Raw genomic sequence first — 20,281 nt, forward strand, 5'->3', positions numbered from 1 at the left:
CGGGGCATCAGTGTCCGGCCAGTCGGGTCAACTCCGCTTTGCCTTCGGCTTCGGCTTCTTTGCGCATCACGCGGATATGGGGTACACCGTTGATGGTCTGAACCCCGTGCATTTCCAGATCTTTGCGTTCGTACACATAGTTGGCAATGGCGGACAGAATATCTGCGGTCAACTCCTGGCCGGGCACCACCAACGGAATACCCGGCGGGTAGGGCACGATTTCATCGCACGCCACCCGCGCCACCAATTCACCTTTGTGGGCGTCCTGGGTCAATGGCAGCTTTTCGCCCTCCGCAAAATAGGCTGTGCGAGGCAGTACCCGCATGGGCGGTAAAGACGGAATGGATTGATGTTTGTGCTCAAGTGGTACGCCGGGCGCTTTTTGCGAAATTTTCTGCAACGCCTGTTTCAGACGCAGCACTTTGCTTTCGGTCGTGCCAATGGTCACCAATACCGTCAGGGTATTGTGGGTATTCTTTTCAATCTGGATGCCGTAGTCGTTAAACAATTCCGCTTGCACGGTGGGTGCCGACATGCCGGCCACGCCCACATCAATGGTGACCTTGGTCACATCCAACCGGATACCATCGTCTTTCAACGATGGATCACACAGGTCCTCCACATCCAATACCCGGAACGCCGTGTGCTCTTTCACGTAATCACGGATTTCCTGCACAAAGCCGAGCGTGCGACTCATGACCGAAAATCCTTCAATACTCATTTGTTTACGCGCCACATCCAGGCTCGCAATCATGCCGTACTGGGGACTGGTGGACGTGTGCATGTTGATGTCTTCACGAAAACGCGCGGCGTCGAAATTTTTCACCCCGTGGCCCACGTGAATCATCGATGCCTGTGAAAATGCCGACAGCATTTTGTGCGTGGAATGGGTCACAAAATCGGCGCCGCATTCCAGCGCGGTGGGACGGAATTCGGGATGGAACCGCCCGTGCGCATACCAGGCTTCGTCGATCAGTACGCGGATGTTGTGTGCGTGCGCATATTCAATAATGGGCTTCAGATCGTAGCGCATGCCGTCGTAGGTACAGCTGGTAAGGATCAGCAGGCGGGCTTCCGGGTTTTCATCGATGGCCGCAAAAATGCGGGCCTTGGACACCGGACCATAAACGCCGTAATTCTGATTCACCGAGGATTCCAGATACACGGGAATGGAACCACTCATGATCATGGCGTGGTGCACAGACTTGTGACAATTGCGGTCCACAATGACCTTGTCACCGTGTCGCATCAGGTACTGCAAGACAATTTTATTTGAGGTGCTGGTGCCATTGGTGACGTAGTAGGTGTGCCGTGCGCCAAAGGTTTTGGCCGCCAGATTCTGGGCATTGCGGATCACACTCACCGGCTCCATCAGCGAGTCCAGCATTTTCACGCTCACCGACAGATCGGTGTTGAACATGTGCTCGCCCATAAACCGGTAGAAATCCACCACCCAGGGACTGGAGCTCAGGCTGTCGCCACTGGAGTGGCCCGGCGTGTGCCAGGAATCGCGCGCGGCAAATACGTACTCTTTCAAGGCGTCGGCAAAAGGCGTGGCGGTTCGCTCGAGCAAAACCCGCCGAAGGCTGCGGTACACCACGCCATAGTTGGATTCGGCCCGCGACAAGACACCTTCATACACGGTTTCGGTGACCGGATTGGTACTGCTGGTAAGCAGGAAGCAGTCGATTTCCGCACGGGTTGCCCGCACCTGCTGGTAACAGCTGTCCAGGCCTTTATCGCCCAGCGAGTGCTCATCCAGGGCGACAATCTGTGTCATCCCGTCGGCCAGGTAACTGGCCAGCTTGTCGGCGCGCCCCTGGCTGATATGCAGCCGGATGGGCGAGCCATCGTCTGTTTCGGCCACCTGTTTCAGCTCGCGTATCCAGCGCTCGCCGAAGCCGGGCTCCTCGGTGACCAATAAAACTCTGCATTTCGCCTGGGGATTTCCCGCCATTCTTTATCTCACTGTCTGATCAATTGCACATTAATCGGGGTCTACGCCCCTGTTTGGCCATCTGGCACTACGCTGGTATGACGCCCGGGGCATTATCACCCCCAACACTTTCACCGCCATGCCCTGTATAGGGTAGCCGAAGAGGTCTGTCCGATGTTGCTGGATACTGTAGACGCCTGTTGCCCCTACTGCGGGGAGCCCATAACACTGATTATCGATAGCTCGGGCGGCGACCAGGACTACATCGAGGACTGCAGCGTGTGCTGCCAGCCCATTCAGGTTCACTTGCGCTGTGACCCGGTTGAGATCACACTGCGCCATCAGAATGAGACGTGAGTTCCGCATTTTTTCAGGAGACTCCTGCTCCTTGATTCGTCTAGTAACCTGAATTGCCTGAAATTTGTTCTGTGAACACCACGAAAAATCACAATAACCCCCTGCTGCTCGCCTGTGCCGCATTGCTTTGTGGCGCACTGCTGGTCATCGGCCTGTTTATCTTTGCCGAAGATGATCACTACCAGCTCGAAATCGCCCTGGCGGATATTCCAGAAGACCAGATTCTGTACAAAGACTGGCACGGCCAGTGGCTGTTGATAGTCCGCCCACGTGCAGAGTTAGCCGATGATCAGGCTGACCTGTCCATTCGCAAGGCCAAGGAGGTGGTCGATCCACCGGCCCGCACGGCCAGGGATGCCTACCCGGTGAAGGTCTATTTGCTGGATCGCAACCAGAGCTACCTGATGTTCGGCTTTAACAAGTGGTACAACACCATCGTCCCCTGCGCCTCCTTCCACTACATCGATCAGCCCTTCAGGCACGAAGACAAAATCGTCAGGGGTGGCTTCAAGTGCACCCAAAGCCTCGACGACTTCTGGCAGGACAAGCTGGTGTTTAATCTGTTCGGGCGCGCCCAGAGCAAGGAAGTGCCCGACCTCTATAGTCCCTGGTACCGCATTGTGGACGATAAATTGATTGTGGGGATGAAGTAAACGCTACTCTGCTTTTGCCGGGAATCGATCTACCACCTGGCCCTCTGTATCAAATACCCTCAGACTGGCATTGTCATTTTTCAGGTAGAGCACCAAGGCACCTCTGGCGTTTTTGCCATGCAGCGCGACGCCACCCCCACCGTGGGCAAACTGTGCGATACCAATACGATGAGTACCTTGCTCATCAAACAGGTAAAGCCCTGCATCACCGTTGGCATAGGTCAGCTTAATGCGGGCCTCACCTGATTCATCCAGCATCAGCAATTCCGGCGCCCCACCGGCCGATAACTGCAATTGCCCCCTTGGCGTCCCTCCGTCATCCACCAGATGTAACGCTTTGACCCTGAGCTGGTCATTGGTCAGCCAATAGATCACAAAGCAAAATTGCAGTAATACCAGGGCGGTCAAACCACCGATCAACCAGTAAAGCCTGTTGAATTTTCCGTCCATCAGCGCCTCAATTGGGGATTCCAGAGTTTTACCAGTGTACCAATATCCCCACTCAGGTGATTTACGCTAGAGTATTGCCCCAGTAGTCTCACACTTCAGTCACGCTTGGATTTTCAGCGCATGCCCAGCCACTTTGCTTCACCTTATGCCCTACGTCAGGCCATCCGCGCCGGCGACTTTGCCGCCAATACCTCCGGCCAGGCGCCGGGATTTGTGCAGTGCAACCTGGCCATCCTGCCACGCGACTGGGCCATGGATTTCCTGCAGTTCTGCCAGGCCAACCCCAAGCCCTGCCCGCTGGTGGCGGTAAGCGACCAGCCCGGCAACCCCCTGCTGGCTGCCGCCGGTGAGGACGTGGATATCCGCACCGACCTACCGCGCTACCGCATCTGGCAAAATGGCGCATTGACCGAGGAAGTGAGCGACATTTCCGCCCACTGGCGGGATGATCTGGTGACATTCCTGATTGGTTGCTCTTTCTCTTTTGAAGAAGCGCTGGTGGCCGATGGCCTGGAAATCCGCAATGTGAGCGAGGGCGTGAACGTGCCCATGTACAACACCAACCTCGCCTGCACCCCAGCCGGCCGCTTTCACGGCAATATGGTGGTGAGCATGCGCCCGTTTGTACCGCGCGATGCCATCCGCATGATCCAGATCTGCTCGCGCTTTCCGAGCGTGCACGGCGCGCCGGTGCATTTTGGCGACCCGCAGGCGATTGGCATTAACAACATTGATACTCCTGATTACGGCGATGCGGTCACCATCAAACCGGACGAAGTGCCCGTGTTCACCGCCTGCGGCGTCACGCCCCAGGCAGCCATCATGCAGGCCAAACCGGATTTCTGTATTACCCACAGCCCCGGCTGTATGCTGGTGACCGATATTCCCAACTCCAAGCTGGCGATTTTATAAATGAGTTTGTTACTTAACTGCGACCTGGGTGAATCCTTCGGCTCCTGGACCATGGGCATGGACGAGCAGGTCATGCCGCACATCGATCAGGCCAACATTGCCTGCGGCTTCCACGCCGGCGATCCGGTGACCATGCTGCACACCCTGAATCTCGCCTCCGACAACAAGGTGATGATCGGCGCCCACCCCGCCTACCCGGATCTGGTGGGTTTCGGCCGCCGCTCGATGAATTGTTCGGTGAACGAAATGCGCGCACTGGTGCTGTACCAGCTGTCGGCGCTGGACGGCATGGCCCAGAGCACGGGCCAGCAGGTGGAATACGTCAAACCCCACGGCGCCCTCTACAACGACATGATGGCCAACGCGCTGGTGCGCGAAGCGATCATGGAGGCACTGGCCAGCTACCACCGCCCCGTGCGGCTGATGCTGCAGGCCACGCCCCAGTTTGAAACCCACAAGCAAGAAGCCGAAAAACACGGCCTCGAACTCTGGTTTGAAGCCTTCGCCGACCGCTGCTACGACGACGACGGCAAGCTGCTGTCGCGCGCCAAAACCGGCGCCGTGCACAGTCACGACAAGATGATGGCGCAGGTGCGCCAGCTGGCCGAGCAGGGCACCATCACCACCGTCAGCGGCCACACGCTGCAATTGCAGGTGGATACCCTGTGCGTGCACGGCGATAACGCCGCCGGCGTGGCCGCGATTCAGGACATCCGCGCATTGATCAAAGGTGGTGTAACCCATGAGTGACGCCTTGCGTCTGGTCATCGCCGGCACCAACAGCGTGATGGCCTATTTCGGCGAAGGCATCAGTGAACAGGCCGCCGCCCGCGTGGCCGCCTGCGCTCAGGCCCTGCGCCAAGCGCCGCCCGTGTGGCTGATCGATATGGTGCCCTCCTACGGTTCGCTGCTGGTCATTTACGATCCGTTCATGACCGATGCCCTGGCCGTGCGCGCCCACCTGCGTGAGCTCAATGCCAAAGCCACCCAGGGTGACATTAAAACCAGCCAATTGGTGCGGCTGCCGGTGTATTACCACGAGTCTGTCGGGCCGGACCTGATTGCACTGGCCGACAAAGCCGGCCTCACCCCCGAGCAAGTGATCGAGATTCACACCCAACAGATTTACCGCGTTTACGCCATCGGCTTCGCACCCGGCTTTGCCTATCTGGGCGAAGTGGACCCGCGCATTGCCGCGCCGCGCCTCGCCACACCGCGTACCAAGGTGCCCAAGGGCGCCGTGGCCATTGCCGACCGCCAGACCGCCGTCTACCCAGCCGCCAGCCCCGGCGGCTGGAACCTGATCGGCCGCTGCCCCACGCCCATGTTCAACCCCAAGGCCGAGCCCACCATGCCGGTACAAAGTGGCGATCAGGTGCAGTTTTACGCCATCGACAAAGACGAATACTTAAGCCTGGGAGGTAAGCTATGAGCCACCTGCAGGTACTGCAGCCCGGCATGCTGGCGCTGCTGATGGACACCGGCCGCACCGGCCAGCACGGCCTTGGCCTCACCACCGGCGGCCCGCTGGATGCACCGGCGTTTTTCTGGGCCAACACCCTGGCCGGCAACCCGGCCAACGCCACCGCCATTGAAGTGGCCGTGGGCGGGCTGGAATTGCGCGCCAATACCGACCTGATGATTGCGGTGACCGGCGCCGAGGTGCCGCTGACCATTGACGGCCAGAAAGCAGCACTGTGGACCAGCCACTGGGTCAACCGCGACAGCAAAATCAAGCTCGGCTTTGCCAGCAAGGGCGCGCGCGCCTATCTGGCGGCTAACGGTGGCTTTGACGTGGCACCACAATTCGGCTCCACCGCCACCGTGGTGCGCGAAGGCATCGGCGGCCTGAACGGCAAGCCGCTGGCCGCGGGCGACAGCCTGACCGTGCACGATTGCCCGGACGGCCACCCACTCGTCACCCTGCCCGAGGCATTGCGACCGCAGTATCCCGATCAACCCGTTCTGCGGGTGATTGAAGGCTACCAGGCCGACCAGTTCAGCCCGGCCGCCAAGGCGGTGTTCTATTCCAGCGACTACACATTGAGCCCACAGTGCGACCGCATGGGCTTCCGCCTGCAGGGGCCGAAGTTGGCCTGCGCCATCAGCGGTATCGTATCGGAAGGCATCAGCCTGGGCGCGATTCAGGTGCCCGCCGACGGCCAGCCCATCGTGCTGTTACACGACCGCCAGACCATCGGCGGTTACCCAAAAATCGGCAATGTGTTCAGCGGCGATCTATACCAATTAGGGCAGTTAATGCCAGGCGCCAGCGTGCGCTTTGCGCCCATGAGCCTGGAGCAGGCTCATGCTGAACTGCTGCTTGCGCGCCGGCGCCAGCATTTGGCCAAGGAACAACTGGAGTTAGTGGAATGACGCTCGACCCGAAACACCTGGCCCTTTCGGTCACGCTGGAAGACCTGCTAGTGCGGCGCAACCCGCGCGGCATGAAAGACCTGCAACCGGCACTTGTACCTGGCTACGTGGCGCGCGCCACCCAACTGATTCAGCAGGCCACCGGCACCGTGCTGATTGCCACCGGCTTTCCGGTGGTGGGCACCTTTGAAACCGACGGCCCGGTGGGCGCCATCGCCCTGTATGAAACGCTGGAACGCATCGGGCTCAACCCGGTACTCGTGTGCGGGCCGCCCTTGTCGAAAGCGCTGGCCGAGCGCTTCCGCGTTCACGAAATCCGCGTGGGCAAACCCGATTGTCTGGACGAACATGAAGCCGAAGTCAAAGCGGCCCTGGCGCAACTGAAACCCTCTTTGATTATCGCCATTGAACGGCCCGGGCTCGCCAAAAACGGCCACTACCACAACATGCGCGGCGAAGATATTTCCGCCGGCGCGGCGCGCTTTGATACCTTTATCGAACTGGCCGATTGCCCCTCCATCGGCATCGGCGATGGCGGCAACGAAATCGGCATGGGCAATGTGTACGAACACCTGGCCAAGCTCCCTATCGTCCCGGCTGCGACCTGTGTGGATGAACTGGTGATTGCCGATGTGTCCAACTGGGCCGCACACGGATTAATTGCCATGCTGGGCTATTTGCGCGGCGAAGATTTACTGGCCCATATCGACGTTATGCCCATGCTGGCATTTTTATCCGAAGGCAACAGCGTGGACGGCGTAACCCGGCGCAATGAATTGACCGAAGATGGTTTAGCGCCGGAAGTTGGTTTGGAATTGATTGAAGATTTACGCAAGGCTACCGGTTTTCTCCGATAGTCAGCGTGGGTTGGGGTTGAAGTTTTGGGGGCCTTGCCGGCAGGGGTTTCAGCGATTGAATACAAAGTATACTTTGTGATTGCTGAAACGCCCTCAATCTTTGATTGAGGGCTGGCCCCGAAGGGCCGGCGAGGAGCTACAGGGATGTATTCACAGCGACCCCAAAACTTCGGCCCCAACCCTCGCCTTACCATTATTACTAAGGAATAGCCTATGTCTATTGCATATTTAAACGGCGAATTTTTACCCCTGGAACAAGCCCGCATTTCCCCCCTCGACCGCGGCTTTTTATTTGGCGACGGTATCTACGAAGTGATTCCCTCCTACGGCGGCAAGCTGGTGGGTTTTGGCCCGCACATTGATCGCATGAAAGAAGGTCTGAGCCTGATTGAAATCGGCCTGGATTGGGACCATCAGCAATGGCGCGATTTGTGCGAACAACTCTGTGCCAAAAACGGCAACGGCAACCTAGGCGTGTATCTGCATGTATCGCGCGGTGCCGACACCAAACGCTACCACGCCTACCCCGAAGGCGTACAACCCACCGTGTTCGGCTTCACCTTTGACATCGCCGAGCCGCCGGTGGCCGACAAAACCAAAGCCAAGGCCTACAAAGTCTCCACCACCGAAGATATGCGCTGGCGCCGCTGCCACATCAAATCCACCGCACTGCTCGGCAACGTCATGCATTTCCAGCAAGGCTACGCCGCCGGCAACAATGAAACCATTTTGTACAATGCCGACAAGCTGGTAACCGAAGCCAGTGCGTGCAACGTGTTCATGGTCAAAAACGGCACCGTCTTCACCGCGCCACTGGACAATCAACTGCTGCCCGGCATCACCCGCTTAATGCTGTTGGACGTGTTGAAAAAATACACCGACATCCCGGTGAAAGAAGAATTTTTCAGCCTGGCAGATTTAATGGCAGCTGACGAAGTGTGGCTTACCAGCTCCTCCAAAGAAGTGGCGCCGGTCACGCATGTGGATGGAAAAGCCATTGGCAACGGCCAGATCGGTGCCGTGTGGGAAAAAGCGCAGACCGCGTTTGAGGCGCACCGGTACGATTATTAAGAGAAAAAAGGGAGGCGTATACCTCCCTATTATCGATAGCTCCGGGATAAAGAAGTCGGGCTTGCAATTCTCCGCGCCCCCTTTATCCCGACCACTTCATCCTTATCTGTAAACGTACACAGCGCCAGACGCAGTTTTACTCCCTGTAGGTGTGCTATTTATTCCTGTGGCAGCACTATTTTCTCCATCAGCGCCGATCACAATCGTATTCGCATTATCACTTACCGCAACTGAACGGCCTAACGTAATGTTACTTCCTGTATGTGGCGATTTTATATAATGTGTTTGGATCCAATGATCATTCGGCTCGGAGCTTCTGAATAAATATGCAGCCCCCCGTTGAGCATTGAAATTGTTTTCATCAATTGGATTTATTCCAACGGAGTTACTGGCTTCGAATACAGAACCCACAACCACACTTTTTCCATCAGGGGAAATAGAAACACTAAAGCCAAAGTTATCCTTTGCAGCTGGTGTACTTGCCTTTAGATGGTCCCACTGATACCAATACGTAGTTTTTTTGAACATAAATACAGCGCCAGAATTAGACACGTTATTGTTTATCGGATTCTGTCCAGACCAATCCTCACCAATAGCACCTACAGCAAAGTCCCTACCATCTGCAGAAACACTTACGCTATAACCAAACTGATCATCAGAATCAGTATTGTTGGCCTTTACGTATGAATCTTGAACCCATTCTGTTCCTTCATAGTTAAATACATAGACTGCTCCGGAGCTGCTTTTTCCGTTTGATGATTGATCCACCGAATATATTCCAGTAGATGCGCCATCTTCACCAGGTGCTCCAACGACTAAAGTATTGCCATCACCTGAAAGGCCAACGCTAAAACCAAACATGTCCGAGGCATCAGTATTGCTGGCTTTTACGTACGCCGACTGACTCCAATTTATACCGTCGCGATTGAACACATACGCAGCCCCTGACCCCGCTGCCAGATTGTCAACTACGCCATTAACTCCGGTTGCAGAGCCACCTTCATTGTAGGCTCCTACAGCGAGAACATTACCATCCGTGGACAAGCTAACGGAGAACCCAAAGTAGTCGTAATGGCCTATGTTTTGAGCTTTAAGGTAAGCTTGACTAGCCCAAACACCTGCGTTTTGAGTGAAGATATATACGGCACCTGAATCAGTCCCAGTGTTATTGTAAGGTGCGTTTGATCCAGTAAGTTCACTGTCTTCGCCATAGGCACCAACGGCTAACGTACTGCCATCACCGGACAAACTCACGCTATATCCAAAAAAGTCAGACGCGCCCGAAGCCAATGGCGCCTTAATATAGGCTTGTTGCTGCCAGACGCCATTTAACTTGGAGTAAACGTAGACTGCTCCTGAATCTGTAAATGATGAATTACCTGCCGAGATATTACCATATACACCATTTCCGGCACTATCTTCAAACTTAGCGCCAACCGCAATTACAGTTCCATCATTCGATACACTCACGCTTGACCCAAATCTATCACCTGCATCAGTATTGCTGGCTTTGATGTATGTCACAAGATCACTACTACTCAATCCGTTTACTAGAACCAACCCATCTTCTAATACATTTTCGCTGGAATCTCGAAGCTCTAGCATGTAACTCGCATTGATAAAATCGTAATTCAATACACTTACTTCTATATCGTAGTAAATCGTATCAACCAGCAACATCTCTGCACCCGCCACCGGCGTATAGCCAGATGCTCCATCCGGATTTACCAGCAACGTGTAATGACTCACATTTGCACCTGGCTGTGCATCCCAACTCACACGAATCTGCCCGTGCTTTTCGCTGGCACTCACGGTCAAACTGCGGATTCCACCTATTGTCAGGTCGACCAAGGCTTGGGTTGTAGAGCCGCTGCCGTCGGCGATTTCATAGGTAAACTGGTCAGAACCCATGTAGCCATCTGCCGGAATAAACCGAAGCTGATCATCGGAGGCGTCCTCCGGCGTTCCATTGTCATCCAGTGAAACAGACCCGTGCGATGGTTGAACCGCGATGGAAAGGCTACCTGCACCATCGAGGCCGAAGGTGTCATTGGACAGCACATTCAGTAAAGCGCCGGCCGGCGTAACCGCGAAGGTATCCAGGGTGTAACTTTCGCCCATTGCGCTTGGTACATCTTTATCAGGATCAGCATTGTCGCCGATGCCATCACCATCGGTGTCGGTGGTTTCGCTCGCGTCCAACGGGAAAGCATCGGATTCATCGGCAACACCGTCATTATCATCATCGGGGTCTGCGTTATTCCCGATTCCATCACCATCGGTATCCAGTGATTCCTGGTTATCGAGCGGGAAGGCATCATCCACATCTGCCACACCGTCGCCGTCGTCGTCGGTATCTGCATTGTTGCCAATGCCGTCACCATCCGTATCCAGGGTCTCGCTCGGGTCCTGACGCATTTCATCATCAACGTCTAAAACACCGTCGTTATCATCATCAGTATCGGTAGTATCAATAATGCCGTCGCCATCCGTATCCAAATGGTAGGTAATAGTGCGACTGAGCCCGCTCGCGCTGTCGGCAATCAACAAATCGCTTTGGACAAAATCGAGACCGACATTTAACACCTGCTGATTGGTACCTTCGATGGCCGTCAAGGTGGCCTCGGCACCGCTTGTATTACTCCAGCTATAACCGAATGCAGGCGTGATATTCGCCCAGCGCAGTTTAGACGTGAGTGTGATGTCGGTATCCGGTGTTACCGCCCAGTTATTGGTGCTGACTTCTTTGCCCTTGTCATGGCTTACGTAAATTTCCGGGATCACATCGGTAAAGCCATTAGAATTGAATGTGCCGGAGAGCCCCGTAATACAGCCAGAGATTTGCGCATCGCAGGTGTATTCCGGGCTCAGTGACAAGATCACTTCATGCGTGCCGGAGCGCTTGGGCGTGGCATAGAATACCCGGTACAGACCTTTGGTCTGGTCAATGGCAGCTTGCTGGATTTCATCCAGTTGGGCATTCAGCGCGCCAATGTCCGCCACGGTAAATACCCGGTCGGCCGAGCCTGTAACCTGTTCCAGGTTCGCCAGGGTTACATCGCCACCCACTGCGATGGCATAGATATCCTTGCCGGTGGTGGAGGCGCTGATATCGGCCGCGGTGCGGCTATCGGCGTTGTGGTCACCGTCGGTAATGACAATGGTGTAACCAAATTGGGCGCTGGTGAGGGTAAAGCTGTTGGTCCAGCGGCCTACGGCGGTCTGGATAGCGCCGTAAAGGTTGGTAGAGTTACCACGGTTCACCAGGCTGGAGTCGATGGAATCTATCTGCTGGTCCAGCGCGGTAATATCATCGCTGAAATCGCTCACGAGCTTTACAGTAGAGTCAAACGTATAAATCGCCACGCGCTGACCGGGCACCAGATTGCTGGTTTTGCTGCCATCGCCATTGGTGGTGAAAATTGCCTGTTTTGCCGCTACCTTAATGTCTTCAACATCCGTTGGCGTCAGTGACTGGCTAATATCCAGAACGATTACCGTGCGCAAATCCAGTGCCGCGTTGGCTACTGGTTCTGCGGAAATGAACGATTCACTGCCTACCGAAGAACCGTTTTCTTTCACTACAAAGTGTGAATCGGAAAAGCTGTTTTCCGGGGCCGGGCTGCCAGAGGCCAGATCTGTCACGCGCAGACCCATCACCACAATGCTGGGCGACTGGGTTTGCAGCCCGTACCCTTGCAGTGTGTAGCCGTTGGCACCAAAGCAACTCAGCGACAGGTTACTTACGTTAGCTGCGCCAATCACGCCCTCGCCACCAGCCAGGGTACAGAACTGGGTGCTGTTTTCACCCGAGGCAACGACCTGGTAGCTGGCGTCGGTAGACAGTAGCGTCTGGAAGCTGAAGCTGGATGCGTTCGCTTCAACGGTAACTGATTCCGTGCCGTTCAGTGTGAGTGTGTAATAGCCGTTGTTCAGACCGGACACAGACCCGCTGACGGCAAAGCCGGTGGGTGTAGGTGTTGGTGTAGGCGTCGGTGTAGGCGTCGGCTCAGGTGTAGGTGTCGGCGTAGGCGTAGGCGTAGGCGTCGGCTCAGGTGTAGGCGTCGGCTCAGGTGTAGGCGTCGGCTCAGGTGTAGGTGTCGGCGTAGGCGTAGGCGTAGGCGTCGGCTCAGGTGTAGGCGTAGGTGTCGGCGTAGGCGTCGGCGAAGGGGCCGGGGTTGGCGCAGGCGTCGGTGTTGGTGCCGGTGCACCTCCTCCCCCGCCGCCACAGGCAACCAAAAGACTAATACTGGTAGAAAGCAACAGCTTCCCTGCGACAGAAGTATTCCATCCGCTCATCAAGTTATCCCCAATCAAATGTTTTATTCGTACTATTTGCCAACACCAATGGCTAAAAAGTATTAGCCAGCTCAGCGCAGGCTCGATTTGATAGGATTTTTTTACTAATCAATACTCCCATTTGGTAGTGGAACTTAAGTACCATATGGAACTAGATTCCATCGCCTTTCGAACTACACAGGCTTCAGACTATATGAACAAGGATGTTGATTTTCCGCTTGAGGCGATCTACGAGTGTGTAGCCTCCCCCGAGAAATACACCAGTGTACTTGCCGCACTTTCCGAGGTTTTGGGATCCAGCCATGCCTTTGTGGCCATGCGCAGCGGGGTCGATGACAGCCCGGTAGGGTTTTTTCAGAGCGGGTTTGACGAGGGGTATTTTGAGCGTTACCAAGCCCATTTTTATCAGGTAGACCTCTGGACCCACGGGCTGGCCCGATACAAGTTCAACGAATTCCATCCCAGCCATATCGTTTGTAATGACAAGGCGTTTCTCAACTCCGAAATCTATACAGACTTTGCCCAGCCAGCCGGAATCCGGCACAGTATCGGCCAGTTGAATGTCGAAAATGATCAGAATTTGATCACTGAAATTGCATTTATGCGCGGCAAGGATCGCCAGCACTACGCCGGCGATCAGGTGAAAACAGCAAATTTCTTCTCCCGACATTTACTGCATGCGTTAGCGCTATCCAACCGCTTACTCAGCTACCAAGCAATGAGCCACAATCTCGCATGCATTGTTGATCAGCTGGCCGAACCAGCGTTCATCTGTAACCGCGACGGGCAGGTGCAATATGCCAACGAAGCCGCCAACCGGTTTTTCCGCCGCTGCCCCTGGTTTACTGAAGCTGGCGGCTCGATCCGTATCTTTGATTCGTCGCTGAGGGCGCTGTTTCTTAATGGCCTGCAACACATTTGCGACAGCCACATTATCGGCAGCAAAACCGAGCTGGAACGTTCCTTCCAACAAGACGGTAGCCATTATCAATTGAGTTTTTCCGCACTGCCCTATTCCACCGTCATGTCCTGGGGGCGCAGTACATCCATCAGTTGTCTGATCAAATTAAAAATCATGCAGCACGAGCGGCAAATAAGCCCAGGCCAGATCGCCGAGGTATTTGGGCTTACAGAATCTGAAGCAACCACTGTCGCCTACCTTTGCAACGGCCTGAGTCCTGAAGACATCAGTGAAAAACGCGCGCTGAAAATCAGCTCCGTACGGCAACAAATCAAGGCTGCTTTGCAAAAAACCGACACCGGCTCACAGGCGCAATTGGTGAGTAAGGTGCTCAGGCTGCTGCTATAAGGAAAAAATGCCGCCGGTACGAGGGAGAGTGCCGGCGGCCAGCAGTATGAGATACCCAATAAACGCGAGAGGTCATCCCTGACCAAGCAAATGCTGCTGATCCATGAGCAGCACAAACTCATTGCAAGACCAGGAGGCAATGAGCATAGGGTTCAAGGCATTCATACAGCCACTACCAAATGGTAGGCATAAAAAAAGCCGCCAGCACGAGGGAGTGCACTGGCGGCCCGAAACCACGACTTCAAAAATTAATATCCGCTTGCAGCTGCAGATCGCACGCCGCTTCTGCTTCCAGTGCCGCCGGGGGTACCTGATCCTGATCGTTCACCGCCCGGTCGCCTGTGGGTAACACCAGTACACAGCGTGCGGCCTGGGTGCTTAAGCCGCTTGAATCCGTCACGGTGACCTCGAACCGGGCAAGGGTCTTGTGTTCCACTTCCGGTGCAAAAATGCGCAACCAGGGCTGGTCGGTGTCTGCCATATTGATGGCCGGGCCACCCAATTGACGCCAGTGGTAGGCGAGCTTCTCGCCGTCACAGTCATAGGCCGCCACCGGCAACATGACCCAACTGCCCCCCTCCACCAACAACAATCCGCCGGTACTGATCCGGGGCGGCGCATTGCTGCTGTCCGGCCCGGCTTCAAAGCAGCCGGTTAGCAGCGCAAGCAGCACCAACAGAGCAGTTTTAATTGGCGGGTAATTCAACTTTCCGGGCTCGCCTTCAACATCCTTAGGGCCAATATACAAAGCCCGGCGTTGAACCGGTGTGAAAGCTTATGAAATATGATTAATCGTTATAAAACAGGGACTTATCGTGAATTGTGAAACGGGGGCAACTAGTCTTTAGTGCTGCCTGAGGGCTGGATCAGGCCCTGAAGCTGAAGGTACAGCGCCTCCTGGGTGTCGGCCGCGCCCTGACCACCCCGGGTGACAACCTCCTGCAGGAAAGGAGGATTGACCACCAGTGTGTAGAACAACACCGGGATGGTGTTGCCGTCAGAGCGCAGGTCATCCAGTAATTCCAGGCCGGCAACCGGGTTGTCGTTGCGCCCCATGTCGGAAATGAGAAGATCAAACCGGTAGATGGCCATCAGCGTAAATGCGTCGGCCGATTCACGCACCTGATGCACGCCATAACCCAGGCTGCGCAGGTACTCGGCTTCTTCCTGGTTGTTTTCCGGGTGATCATCGACCCAGAGAATACGCACTTGCGTGGCCGGGTCTTCGCTATAGCGGAGCGGCTTCGGGTCTGGCCAAAACCACCAGCTGGCCCCCGACAGGACCAGACCACACACCATCGCAGTAAACAGAGGCCAGATACGCCGAGAGCCGGAGGCCGGCGAAGCCACCTGATGAGAGGTTATTTTACGGGCAAGCGGTGCTGCCAGCCGGTAACCGCGTCCGTGGCAGGTTTCAATAGCCGGGCCCGTGAGCCCGGCCTGCTTGAGCGCTTTGCGGGTATCGGCCACCAGGCGGGCTACCGATTGCTGGGTCACCACCCGGCCCGGCCAAAGCGAGGCCAGCAGATCGTCGTGGCTGACGATTTCCGGCATGGCTTCCACCAGCAATACCAACAACGCCAATTCCTTTTCGGCGAGCGATGCCGGCCCTGCCTCAGTCCGGAGTGAGGGAGTATCGGTGTCGAGAGTGAACGGGTCGAATTGATACTGCACGGGTTGTTATGAGGCACCTGCTTTGAGCGCATTGTCGCAAATGCAGACCCGACAACCAATACCCCAAAAAAAGCCCGCTGCAGACAGCAGCGGGCAAGAGAGCACGGTGAATCACCGCCAGTAAAACGCTGGGTCAGAATTGCAAACGCGCTTGCAGGGCTATGCTGCGGGGGCGATCGTAAAAGCCGTAATAGGCCAGCCCCTGTTGCCCGGTGGCTGCTCCCACCAGGGTGGCCGATGTCGGCACTTCGGCGCCATAAGTCAGCACGGCTTCGTCGGTGAGGTTTTTACCCACCAGGGCAATTTCCCAGAACCCGTCTGTAGCGGCCAGCGCCAGGCGCGCATTCACTTTCACAAAGGCATCCTGGGTCAGACGCGGGTCCAACGAAGGACTGGCAAGGTATTCTGATGAGTAGATCAGGTCCAGATCCGCATTCAACACCAGGCCACCCTGGAACTGATGCTGATAATTGGTGATCAGGCTACCGGTCAGCTCGGGCGTATAGGCCTGGCGCTTGCCGTCAAAGCTGCACATATCCAGTGCCGCATTGGTGACTGTATCCGGCTCGAATTCAGCCTGCCGGAAATAGCACTCGCCATTGTCGTAATCGGTGAATTCAAAATCCAAATAGCCAATGGCCGCGGTAAAGGTCAGCGATTCACTCGCGCGCAAGCGTCCGTCCAGTTCAATACCCTGGCTAATGGCTGCCGCCGCATTGCCCACATTGAAGCCCAGGCCGCCATCAAAAATACTCACCTGCAAGTTGTCGTATTCGGTGCGGAAAACTGCCGCATTCAGCTCGGCCCTGTCGTCCAGCAAACTGGTTTTTGCACCCAGCTCGAAACTGGTGGCTTCTTCTTCCTCAAATTCAAACACACCTACCGGGCTGGGCGGCTGGCCTAACGCAGAAGTTACCGCACCGGGCACACCCACGGCAGGGTCTGAGCTGGCGTTCGAGCGCACGTCAAAGCCACCGGATTTGAACCCGGTGGTGTAAGTGGCGTAGAGCATGGCGCTGTCGGATATCTGGTATTGCAGATTGATCAGCGGCGTGAAGCTGTCTTCGTCGCGCTTGCCGGCTTCACTGTGGGGCTCAGCCCGCAACACATTCTCGGCCAGATCCAACAAGGTAACACCCGGTATAACGTCCGGGTTGGGTGCCTGCGTGCTCGACTGACTGAACCGCGACGCGGTTTTTTGTTCAGTGGTATAGCGACCGCCCAAGGTCAGTGACCATTGATCGTTCACGTGATAGGTCGCTTGCGCAAAAGCAGCCCACAGCTGACTGTCTTGTTCAAAAAAGCGCTGCGAATTGTAGCCCGCCAAAGCCGAACTCACTGCGGTCAATGCGCTGGTGGTGGGTACATTGAAGTCATCGTGAAATTCCAGATGACTGTCCTGATAAAACACGCCGGCAATATATTCCAACGCTTCACCCACTGGCGACACGATGCGCAACTCCTGGCTCCACTGGCGATACGCTTCATCCAGACCCAGGGTAAAGGTATTCAAGCCTGTGTATTCACAATCGCACAGCTCATCGTATTCGTAACCGGCCAATCCGGTAATCGCTGTGACCTGATGCTCACCCCACTGATAGTCGATATTCAGGGTGGCGTTGTGGGTTTTGTTTTCGCTGGTATCACCATTGGCCTGACGCTTGCCATTCTGATCGGCATCCAGCGCTTCACCGCCGGAAAAAATCGGGTAGACGGTCGACAAGCCCACGCCGGTTTCACCGGCGGTATCGCCAATCACTTCGATGTTACGACCACTCACATCGAATTGACTTTGTTCCAGCTTTAATCCCAGCGCGAGATTGTCAGAGGCATCCCAACGCACCTGGCCCCGCACCAACCACTCATCGGCAGCGGGTTCTTTTTTACCGGTACTGGTGTTGTCCACGTAGCCATCAAAATCGCGCTTCATCACACTCAGGCGACCAGCGAGGTCGTCAGTCAAGCCGCCGGAGATGACCGCCCGAAGATCTTTTTCACCGTGCTCGGGTTCGTACAACGCGGTGATTCTGGATTCAAAATCCTGCGAGGGTTTTGCACTGGTCTGGCTCACCGCACCCGCAATACTGTTTTTACCAAACAGAATGCCTTGCGGGCCGCGCAGCACCTCTACCCGCTCCATGTCAAACAGCGGAGCCCTGGCGAGCTGCGCGCGGCCATAGTAGATGCCGTCCACATACATACCCACGGATTGTTCAAAGCCCTGGTTAATACCCGAGCTGATACCGCGAATACTGATGGTGGTGCTGATACCGGTTTGATTGATACTGAAGTTGGGCACATAGGTGCTCACCGCTTCCAGATTATTGAGCCCGGCGGCGTCCATTTTTTCGCCGCCCAGGGCGCTGACCGATAAGGGCACATCCTGCAGCGACTGCGGACGTTTTTGTGCAGTAACCACGATTTCTTCCAGCGTCAGATTGTCCTGCCCATGGCTTGCCGCCGCAATGCTGAAGGCCAACAACGCCATTCCGACACGGTGGGCTTTTGCAGTTTTTATTGTCATGCTTCTCGCTCTCCTTTTAACCGGTTTATCGTCCGGTTTGTTGATTATTCTTTTACATTGGTCAGCTCAAATCGCTGTGCTTTTCTGCACCAGGCAACCACGCCAAACCCAAACAGGTACATGGTGAGGGAATAGAAGGCCGCCGGCAGTGCGGCCTGATCGGATTGCATCAATGAACTGGCGATGACAATCGCCATGGCTGAATTCTGAATACCCACTTCAATCATGGCGGTTGCGGCATCCGCGTTTTGCATGTGCAACAAGCGCGCGGTAAGCCAGCCTAACAACAACGCCAGGCTGTTCAGCATGACAACCGGGAGTCCGATGTCGGGCAAGTGCGACCACAACCAACGGCCCTGCGATAACATCAGTCCCAGGGTCATCAACACCATAAACGCCAGCGCTAAGCGACTGAACCAACGCTCGGAGGCCACAGCCGTGCGCGGAAAAAAGTAGCGCCATTGCATGCCGAGCAGTACCGGCAAGAGTGTGAACAACACCAAAGTTTGCAGGGTATCCACAAAGGGCAACTGCAAATCACGCGCGCCTTCACCCAATAACCACAGCACCAGATTGACCCACAGGGGAATCGACACCACGGTGATCAAGCCCGCTACTGCGGTCAGGCTGATGGACAGTGCCACATTCGCGCGCGCCAGATGGCTGAACAAATTGGAAGTGGTGCCGCCAGGACAGGCGCTCAGCAACACCAAGCCCGCGGCCAGACTGGCTTCTTGCGCCCAACCCAATGCCAGAAGCAATCCACACAAAGGCAGGCCAATGAGTTGCGCAAGCAGAATGGCAATGAAGTTGCGTTTCAGACGCACTACCCGGAAAAAGTCTGCCGGTGTCAGGCTGGCGCCCATGCCAAACATGACCAGCGCCAGTGCCCACGGCAGCCATTGTGCGATGCTGGAGGTCGCCAAGGGTCAGGACAGAAAGCTGTCGTCTTTTTGCAACATCAACTGATAGCTGGGCTGAAAATTTGCCCACTTCACCAGGTCCGTCGCGTTGTAATTGCGGGTTTTCAACGCCACCTCGTGGTTGATCAGGCGCGTAGTACCGGCCGCTTCAGCCAGCAATTGCGATCGACAAGCGCTTTCCATGGCCATAAACAAACCGCAGGCAATGTCGACCGAACTTCCCGTGGTCAGCAGGCCATGGTTCTGCAAAATCGCCGCCGGTTTGTCACCTAAGGCACGGGCGATGGCATCACCCTCCGCCGTTTCATCCACCACGCCATTGAAGTCGTTGTAGAGCGCGTGGTTTTCATAAAACATGCAGGCGTCCTGCGAAATCGGGTCTAACAATTTGCCCAACGCACTGAAGGCGCGGCCGTAAGGCGAATGGGCATGCGCCACCGCATTGATGTCGGCGCGCGCGGCGTGCAGGCGGGAGTGAATGGCAAAAGCGGCGGTATTCACCAACTGATCGCCCTCCACAATCTGACCCTGATGATTGACCAACACCAGATCAGACGCTTTGATCAACGAAAAATGCACCGCCACCGGGTTGACCCAGAAATGATCCGGCCGGCCCGGGTCCCGCACGCTGATATGCCCAGCCACGCCTTCGTCGTAGCCCAGATGGCCGAACACCCGGAAGGCGCCCGCCAGCCGTTGCTTGATGTAGGTGCGTTCCGCCTGCTCGGATTCGAATTCGCTGGGCGGCAGCTCGACTTTGGCCGAGCCGATGGTGGTACGTGCAAGTTCTCTGGCAAAGTCTGACATGGGGCTCCTGACTGATTGGCTGGCGTTATTGACACCTCCATGCTAAAAACATCCAATTAATCAATCCAATGAATAGTTATTGGATTAAACAATTCGTGCTGTGCATAGTTAAAAAGCACAGCTGCAAGGACCA

17 protein-coding genes are annotated in these 20,281 nt (G+C 55.7%); 9 read left to right on the forward strand and 8 right to left on the reverse strand.

Annotated features, from left to right (window positions below; genetic code table 11):
- Window positions 1-7: 7 nt before the first annotated feature.
- Window positions 8-1,957 (reverse strand): aminotransferase class I/II-fold pyridoxal phosphate-dependent enzyme, encoded by a 1,950-nt coding sequence (locus tag M5M_RS11725; protein ID WP_016389371.1) that lies wholly within the window; start codon window positions 1,955-1,957, stop codon window positions 8-10.
- 153 nt (window positions 1,958-2,110) lie between these two features.
- On the opposite strand from M5M_RS11725, the gene M5M_RS19905 reads away from it, so the two are divergent.
- Window positions 2,111-2,293 carry a CPXCG motif-containing cysteine-rich protein gene (locus M5M_RS19905; protein WP_211216985.1) on the forward strand — a complete coding sequence of 61 codons (183 nt, stop codon included), beginning with the start codon at window positions 2,111-2,113 and terminating at the stop codon, window positions 2,291-2,293.
- A gap of 71 nt (window positions 2,294-2,364) precedes the next feature.
- On the forward strand, window positions 2,365-2,946 hold the full coding sequence (locus tag M5M_RS11735; RefSeq protein WP_015047718.1) for a hypothetical protein: 582 nt from the start codon (window positions 2,365-2,367) through the stop codon (window positions 2,944-2,946).
- Window positions 2,947-2,949: 3 nt separating this feature from the next.
- Here M5M_RS11735 and M5M_RS11740 read toward each other — a convergent pair whose 3' ends face one another.
- Complete coding sequence (locus M5M_RS11740) at window positions 2,950-3,396, reverse strand: hypothetical protein (RefSeq protein WP_015047719.1); 447 nt, start codon at window positions 3,394-3,396, stop codon at window positions 2,950-2,952.
- Window positions 3,397-3,516: 120 nt separating this feature from the next.
- Between M5M_RS11740 and M5M_RS11745 the strand changes: the two genes are divergently transcribed.
- From M5M_RS11745 to M5M_RS11770, 6 genes are all read left to right on the forward strand, one after another.
- Window positions 3,517-4,308 (forward strand): putative hydro-lyase, encoded by a 792-nt coding sequence (locus tag M5M_RS11745; protein WP_024330431.1) that lies wholly within the window; start codon window positions 3,517-3,519, stop codon window positions 4,306-4,308.
- A complete protein-coding gene (locus M5M_RS11750; RefSeq protein ID WP_015047721.1) occupies window positions 4,309-5,058 on the forward strand; it encodes a 5-oxoprolinase subunit PxpA in 750 nt (249 codons plus the stop codon).
- Complete coding sequence (gene pxpB / locus M5M_RS11755) at window positions 5,051-5,740, forward strand: 5-oxoprolinase subunit PxpB (RefSeq protein ID WP_015047722.1); 690 nt, start codon at window positions 5,051-5,053, stop codon at window positions 5,738-5,740. Before M5M_RS11750 ends, pxpB begins: the two co-directional genes overlap by 8 nt.
- A complete protein-coding gene (locus M5M_RS11760; RefSeq protein ID WP_015047723.1) occupies window positions 5,737-6,684 on the forward strand; it encodes a 5-oxoprolinase subunit C family protein in 948 nt (315 codons plus the stop codon). Before pxpB ends, M5M_RS11760 begins: the two co-directional genes overlap by 4 nt.
- Window positions 6,681-7,541: a DUF4392 domain-containing protein gene (locus M5M_RS11765; RefSeq protein ID WP_015047724.1), complete on the forward strand. Its 861-nt coding sequence runs from the start codon at window positions 6,681-6,683 to the stop codon at window positions 7,539-7,541. The genes M5M_RS11760 and M5M_RS11765 overlap by 4 nt, the downstream gene beginning before the upstream one ends.
- Window positions 7,542-7,754: 213 nt before the next feature.
- Window positions 7,755-8,612, forward strand: coding sequence for a D-amino acid aminotransferase (locus tag M5M_RS11770; RefSeq protein ID WP_016389373.1), 858 nt, complete (start codon window positions 7,755-7,757; stop codon window positions 8,610-8,612).
- 102 nt (window positions 8,613-8,714) lie between these two features.
- Here the strand turns inward: M5M_RS11770 and M5M_RS20500 are convergent, their stop codons facing one another.
- Window positions 8,715-12,557, reverse strand: a complete 3,843-nt coding sequence (locus tag M5M_RS20500) for a VWA domain-containing protein (RefSeq protein ID WP_024330433.1) — start codon at window positions 12,555-12,557, stop codon at window positions 8,715-8,717.
- A 547-nt stretch (window positions 12,558-13,104) separates the two neighbouring features.
- Between M5M_RS20500 and M5M_RS11780 the strand changes: the two genes are divergently transcribed.
- On the forward strand, window positions 13,105-14,220 hold the full coding sequence (locus M5M_RS11780; protein ID WP_015047726.1) for a DNA-binding HTH domain-containing protein: 1,116 nt from the start codon (window positions 13,105-13,107) through the stop codon (window positions 14,218-14,220).
- A 241-nt stretch (window positions 14,221-14,461) separates the two neighbouring features.
- On the opposite strand, the gene M5M_RS19595 is transcribed toward M5M_RS11780, so the two are convergent.
- The 5 genes from M5M_RS19595 to M5M_RS11805 form a co-directional block, all read right to left on the reverse strand.
- Window positions 14,462-14,926: a hypothetical protein gene (locus M5M_RS19595; RefSeq protein WP_016389375.1), complete on the reverse strand. Its 465-nt coding sequence runs from the start codon at window positions 14,924-14,926 to the stop codon at window positions 14,462-14,464.
- Window positions 14,927-15,057: 131 nt separating this feature from the next.
- Window positions 15,058-15,894, reverse strand: a complete 837-nt coding sequence (locus M5M_RS19600) for a winged helix-turn-helix domain-containing protein (RefSeq protein ID WP_016389376.1) — start codon at window positions 15,892-15,894, stop codon at window positions 15,058-15,060.
- A gap of 133 nt (window positions 15,895-16,027) precedes the next feature.
- On the reverse strand, window positions 16,028-18,418 hold the full coding sequence (locus tag M5M_RS11795) for a TonB-dependent receptor (protein WP_016389377.1): 2,391 nt from the start codon (window positions 18,416-18,418) through the stop codon (window positions 16,028-16,030).
- Between the two features lie 44 nt (window positions 18,419-18,462).
- Complete coding sequence (locus M5M_RS11800) at window positions 18,463-19,344, reverse strand: bile acid:sodium symporter family protein (RefSeq protein WP_015047729.1); 882 nt, start codon at window positions 19,342-19,344, stop codon at window positions 18,463-18,465.
- Between the two features lie 3 nt (window positions 19,345-19,347).
- Window positions 19,348-20,148 carry a class II aldolase/adducin family protein gene (locus M5M_RS11805; protein WP_015047730.1) on the reverse strand — a complete coding sequence of 267 codons (801 nt, stop codon included), beginning with the start codon at window positions 20,146-20,148 and terminating at the stop codon, window positions 19,348-19,350.
- Window positions 20,149-20,281: the final 133 nt, after the last annotated feature.

Source organism: Simiduia agarivorans SA1 = DSM 21679, assembly GCF_000305785.2.
GTDB lineage: Bacteria > Pseudomonadota > Gammaproteobacteria > Pseudomonadales > Cellvibrionaceae > Simiduia > Simiduia agarivorans.

What these genes read in the sequence shown, in the direction of transcription:
- M5M_RS11725 (WP_016389371.1), bottom strand. Translation starts at nt 1,957, where the DNA reads ATGGCGGGAAATCCCCAGGCGAAATGCAGAGTTTTATTGGTCACCGAG.
- M5M_RS19905 (WP_211216985.1), top strand. Translation starts at nt 2,111, where the DNA reads ATGTTGCTGGATACTGTAGACGCCTGTTGCCCCTACTGCGGGGAGCCC.
- M5M_RS11740 (WP_015047719.1), bottom strand. Translation starts at nt 3,396, where the DNA reads ATGGACGGAAAATTCAACAGGCTTTACTGGTTGATCGGTGGTTTGACC.
- M5M_RS11745 (WP_024330431.1), top strand. Translation starts at nt 3,517, where the DNA reads ATGCCCAGCCACTTTGCTTCACCTTATGCCCTACGTCAGGCCATCCGC.
- M5M_RS11750 (WP_015047721.1), top strand. Translation starts at nt 4,309, where the DNA reads ATGAGTTTGTTACTTAACTGCGACCTGGGTGAATCCTTCGGCTCCTGG.
- pxpB (WP_015047722.1), top strand. Translation starts at nt 5,051, where the DNA reads ATGAGTGACGCCTTGCGTCTGGTCATCGCCGGCACCAACAGCGTGATG.
- M5M_RS11760 (WP_015047723.1), top strand. Translation starts at nt 5,737, where the DNA reads ATGAGCCACCTGCAGGTACTGCAGCCCGGCATGCTGGCGCTGCTGATG.
- M5M_RS11765 (WP_015047724.1), top strand. Translation starts at nt 6,681, where the DNA reads ATGACGCTCGACCCGAAACACCTGGCCCTTTCGGTCACGCTGGAAGAC.
- M5M_RS11770 (WP_016389373.1), top strand. Translation starts at nt 7,755, where the DNA reads ATGTCTATTGCATATTTAAACGGCGAATTTTTACCCCTGGAACAAGCC.
- M5M_RS11780 (WP_015047726.1), top strand. Translation starts at nt 13,105, where the DNA reads ATGAACAAGGATGTTGATTTTCCGCTTGAGGCGATCTACGAGTGTGTA.
- M5M_RS11795 (WP_016389377.1), bottom strand. Translation starts at nt 18,418, where the DNA reads ATGACAATAAAAACTGCAAAAGCCCACCGTGTCGGAATGGCGTTGTTG.
- M5M_RS11805 (WP_015047730.1), bottom strand. Translation starts at nt 20,148, where the DNA reads ATGTCAGACTTTGCCAGAGAACTTGCACGTACCACCATCGGCTCGGCC.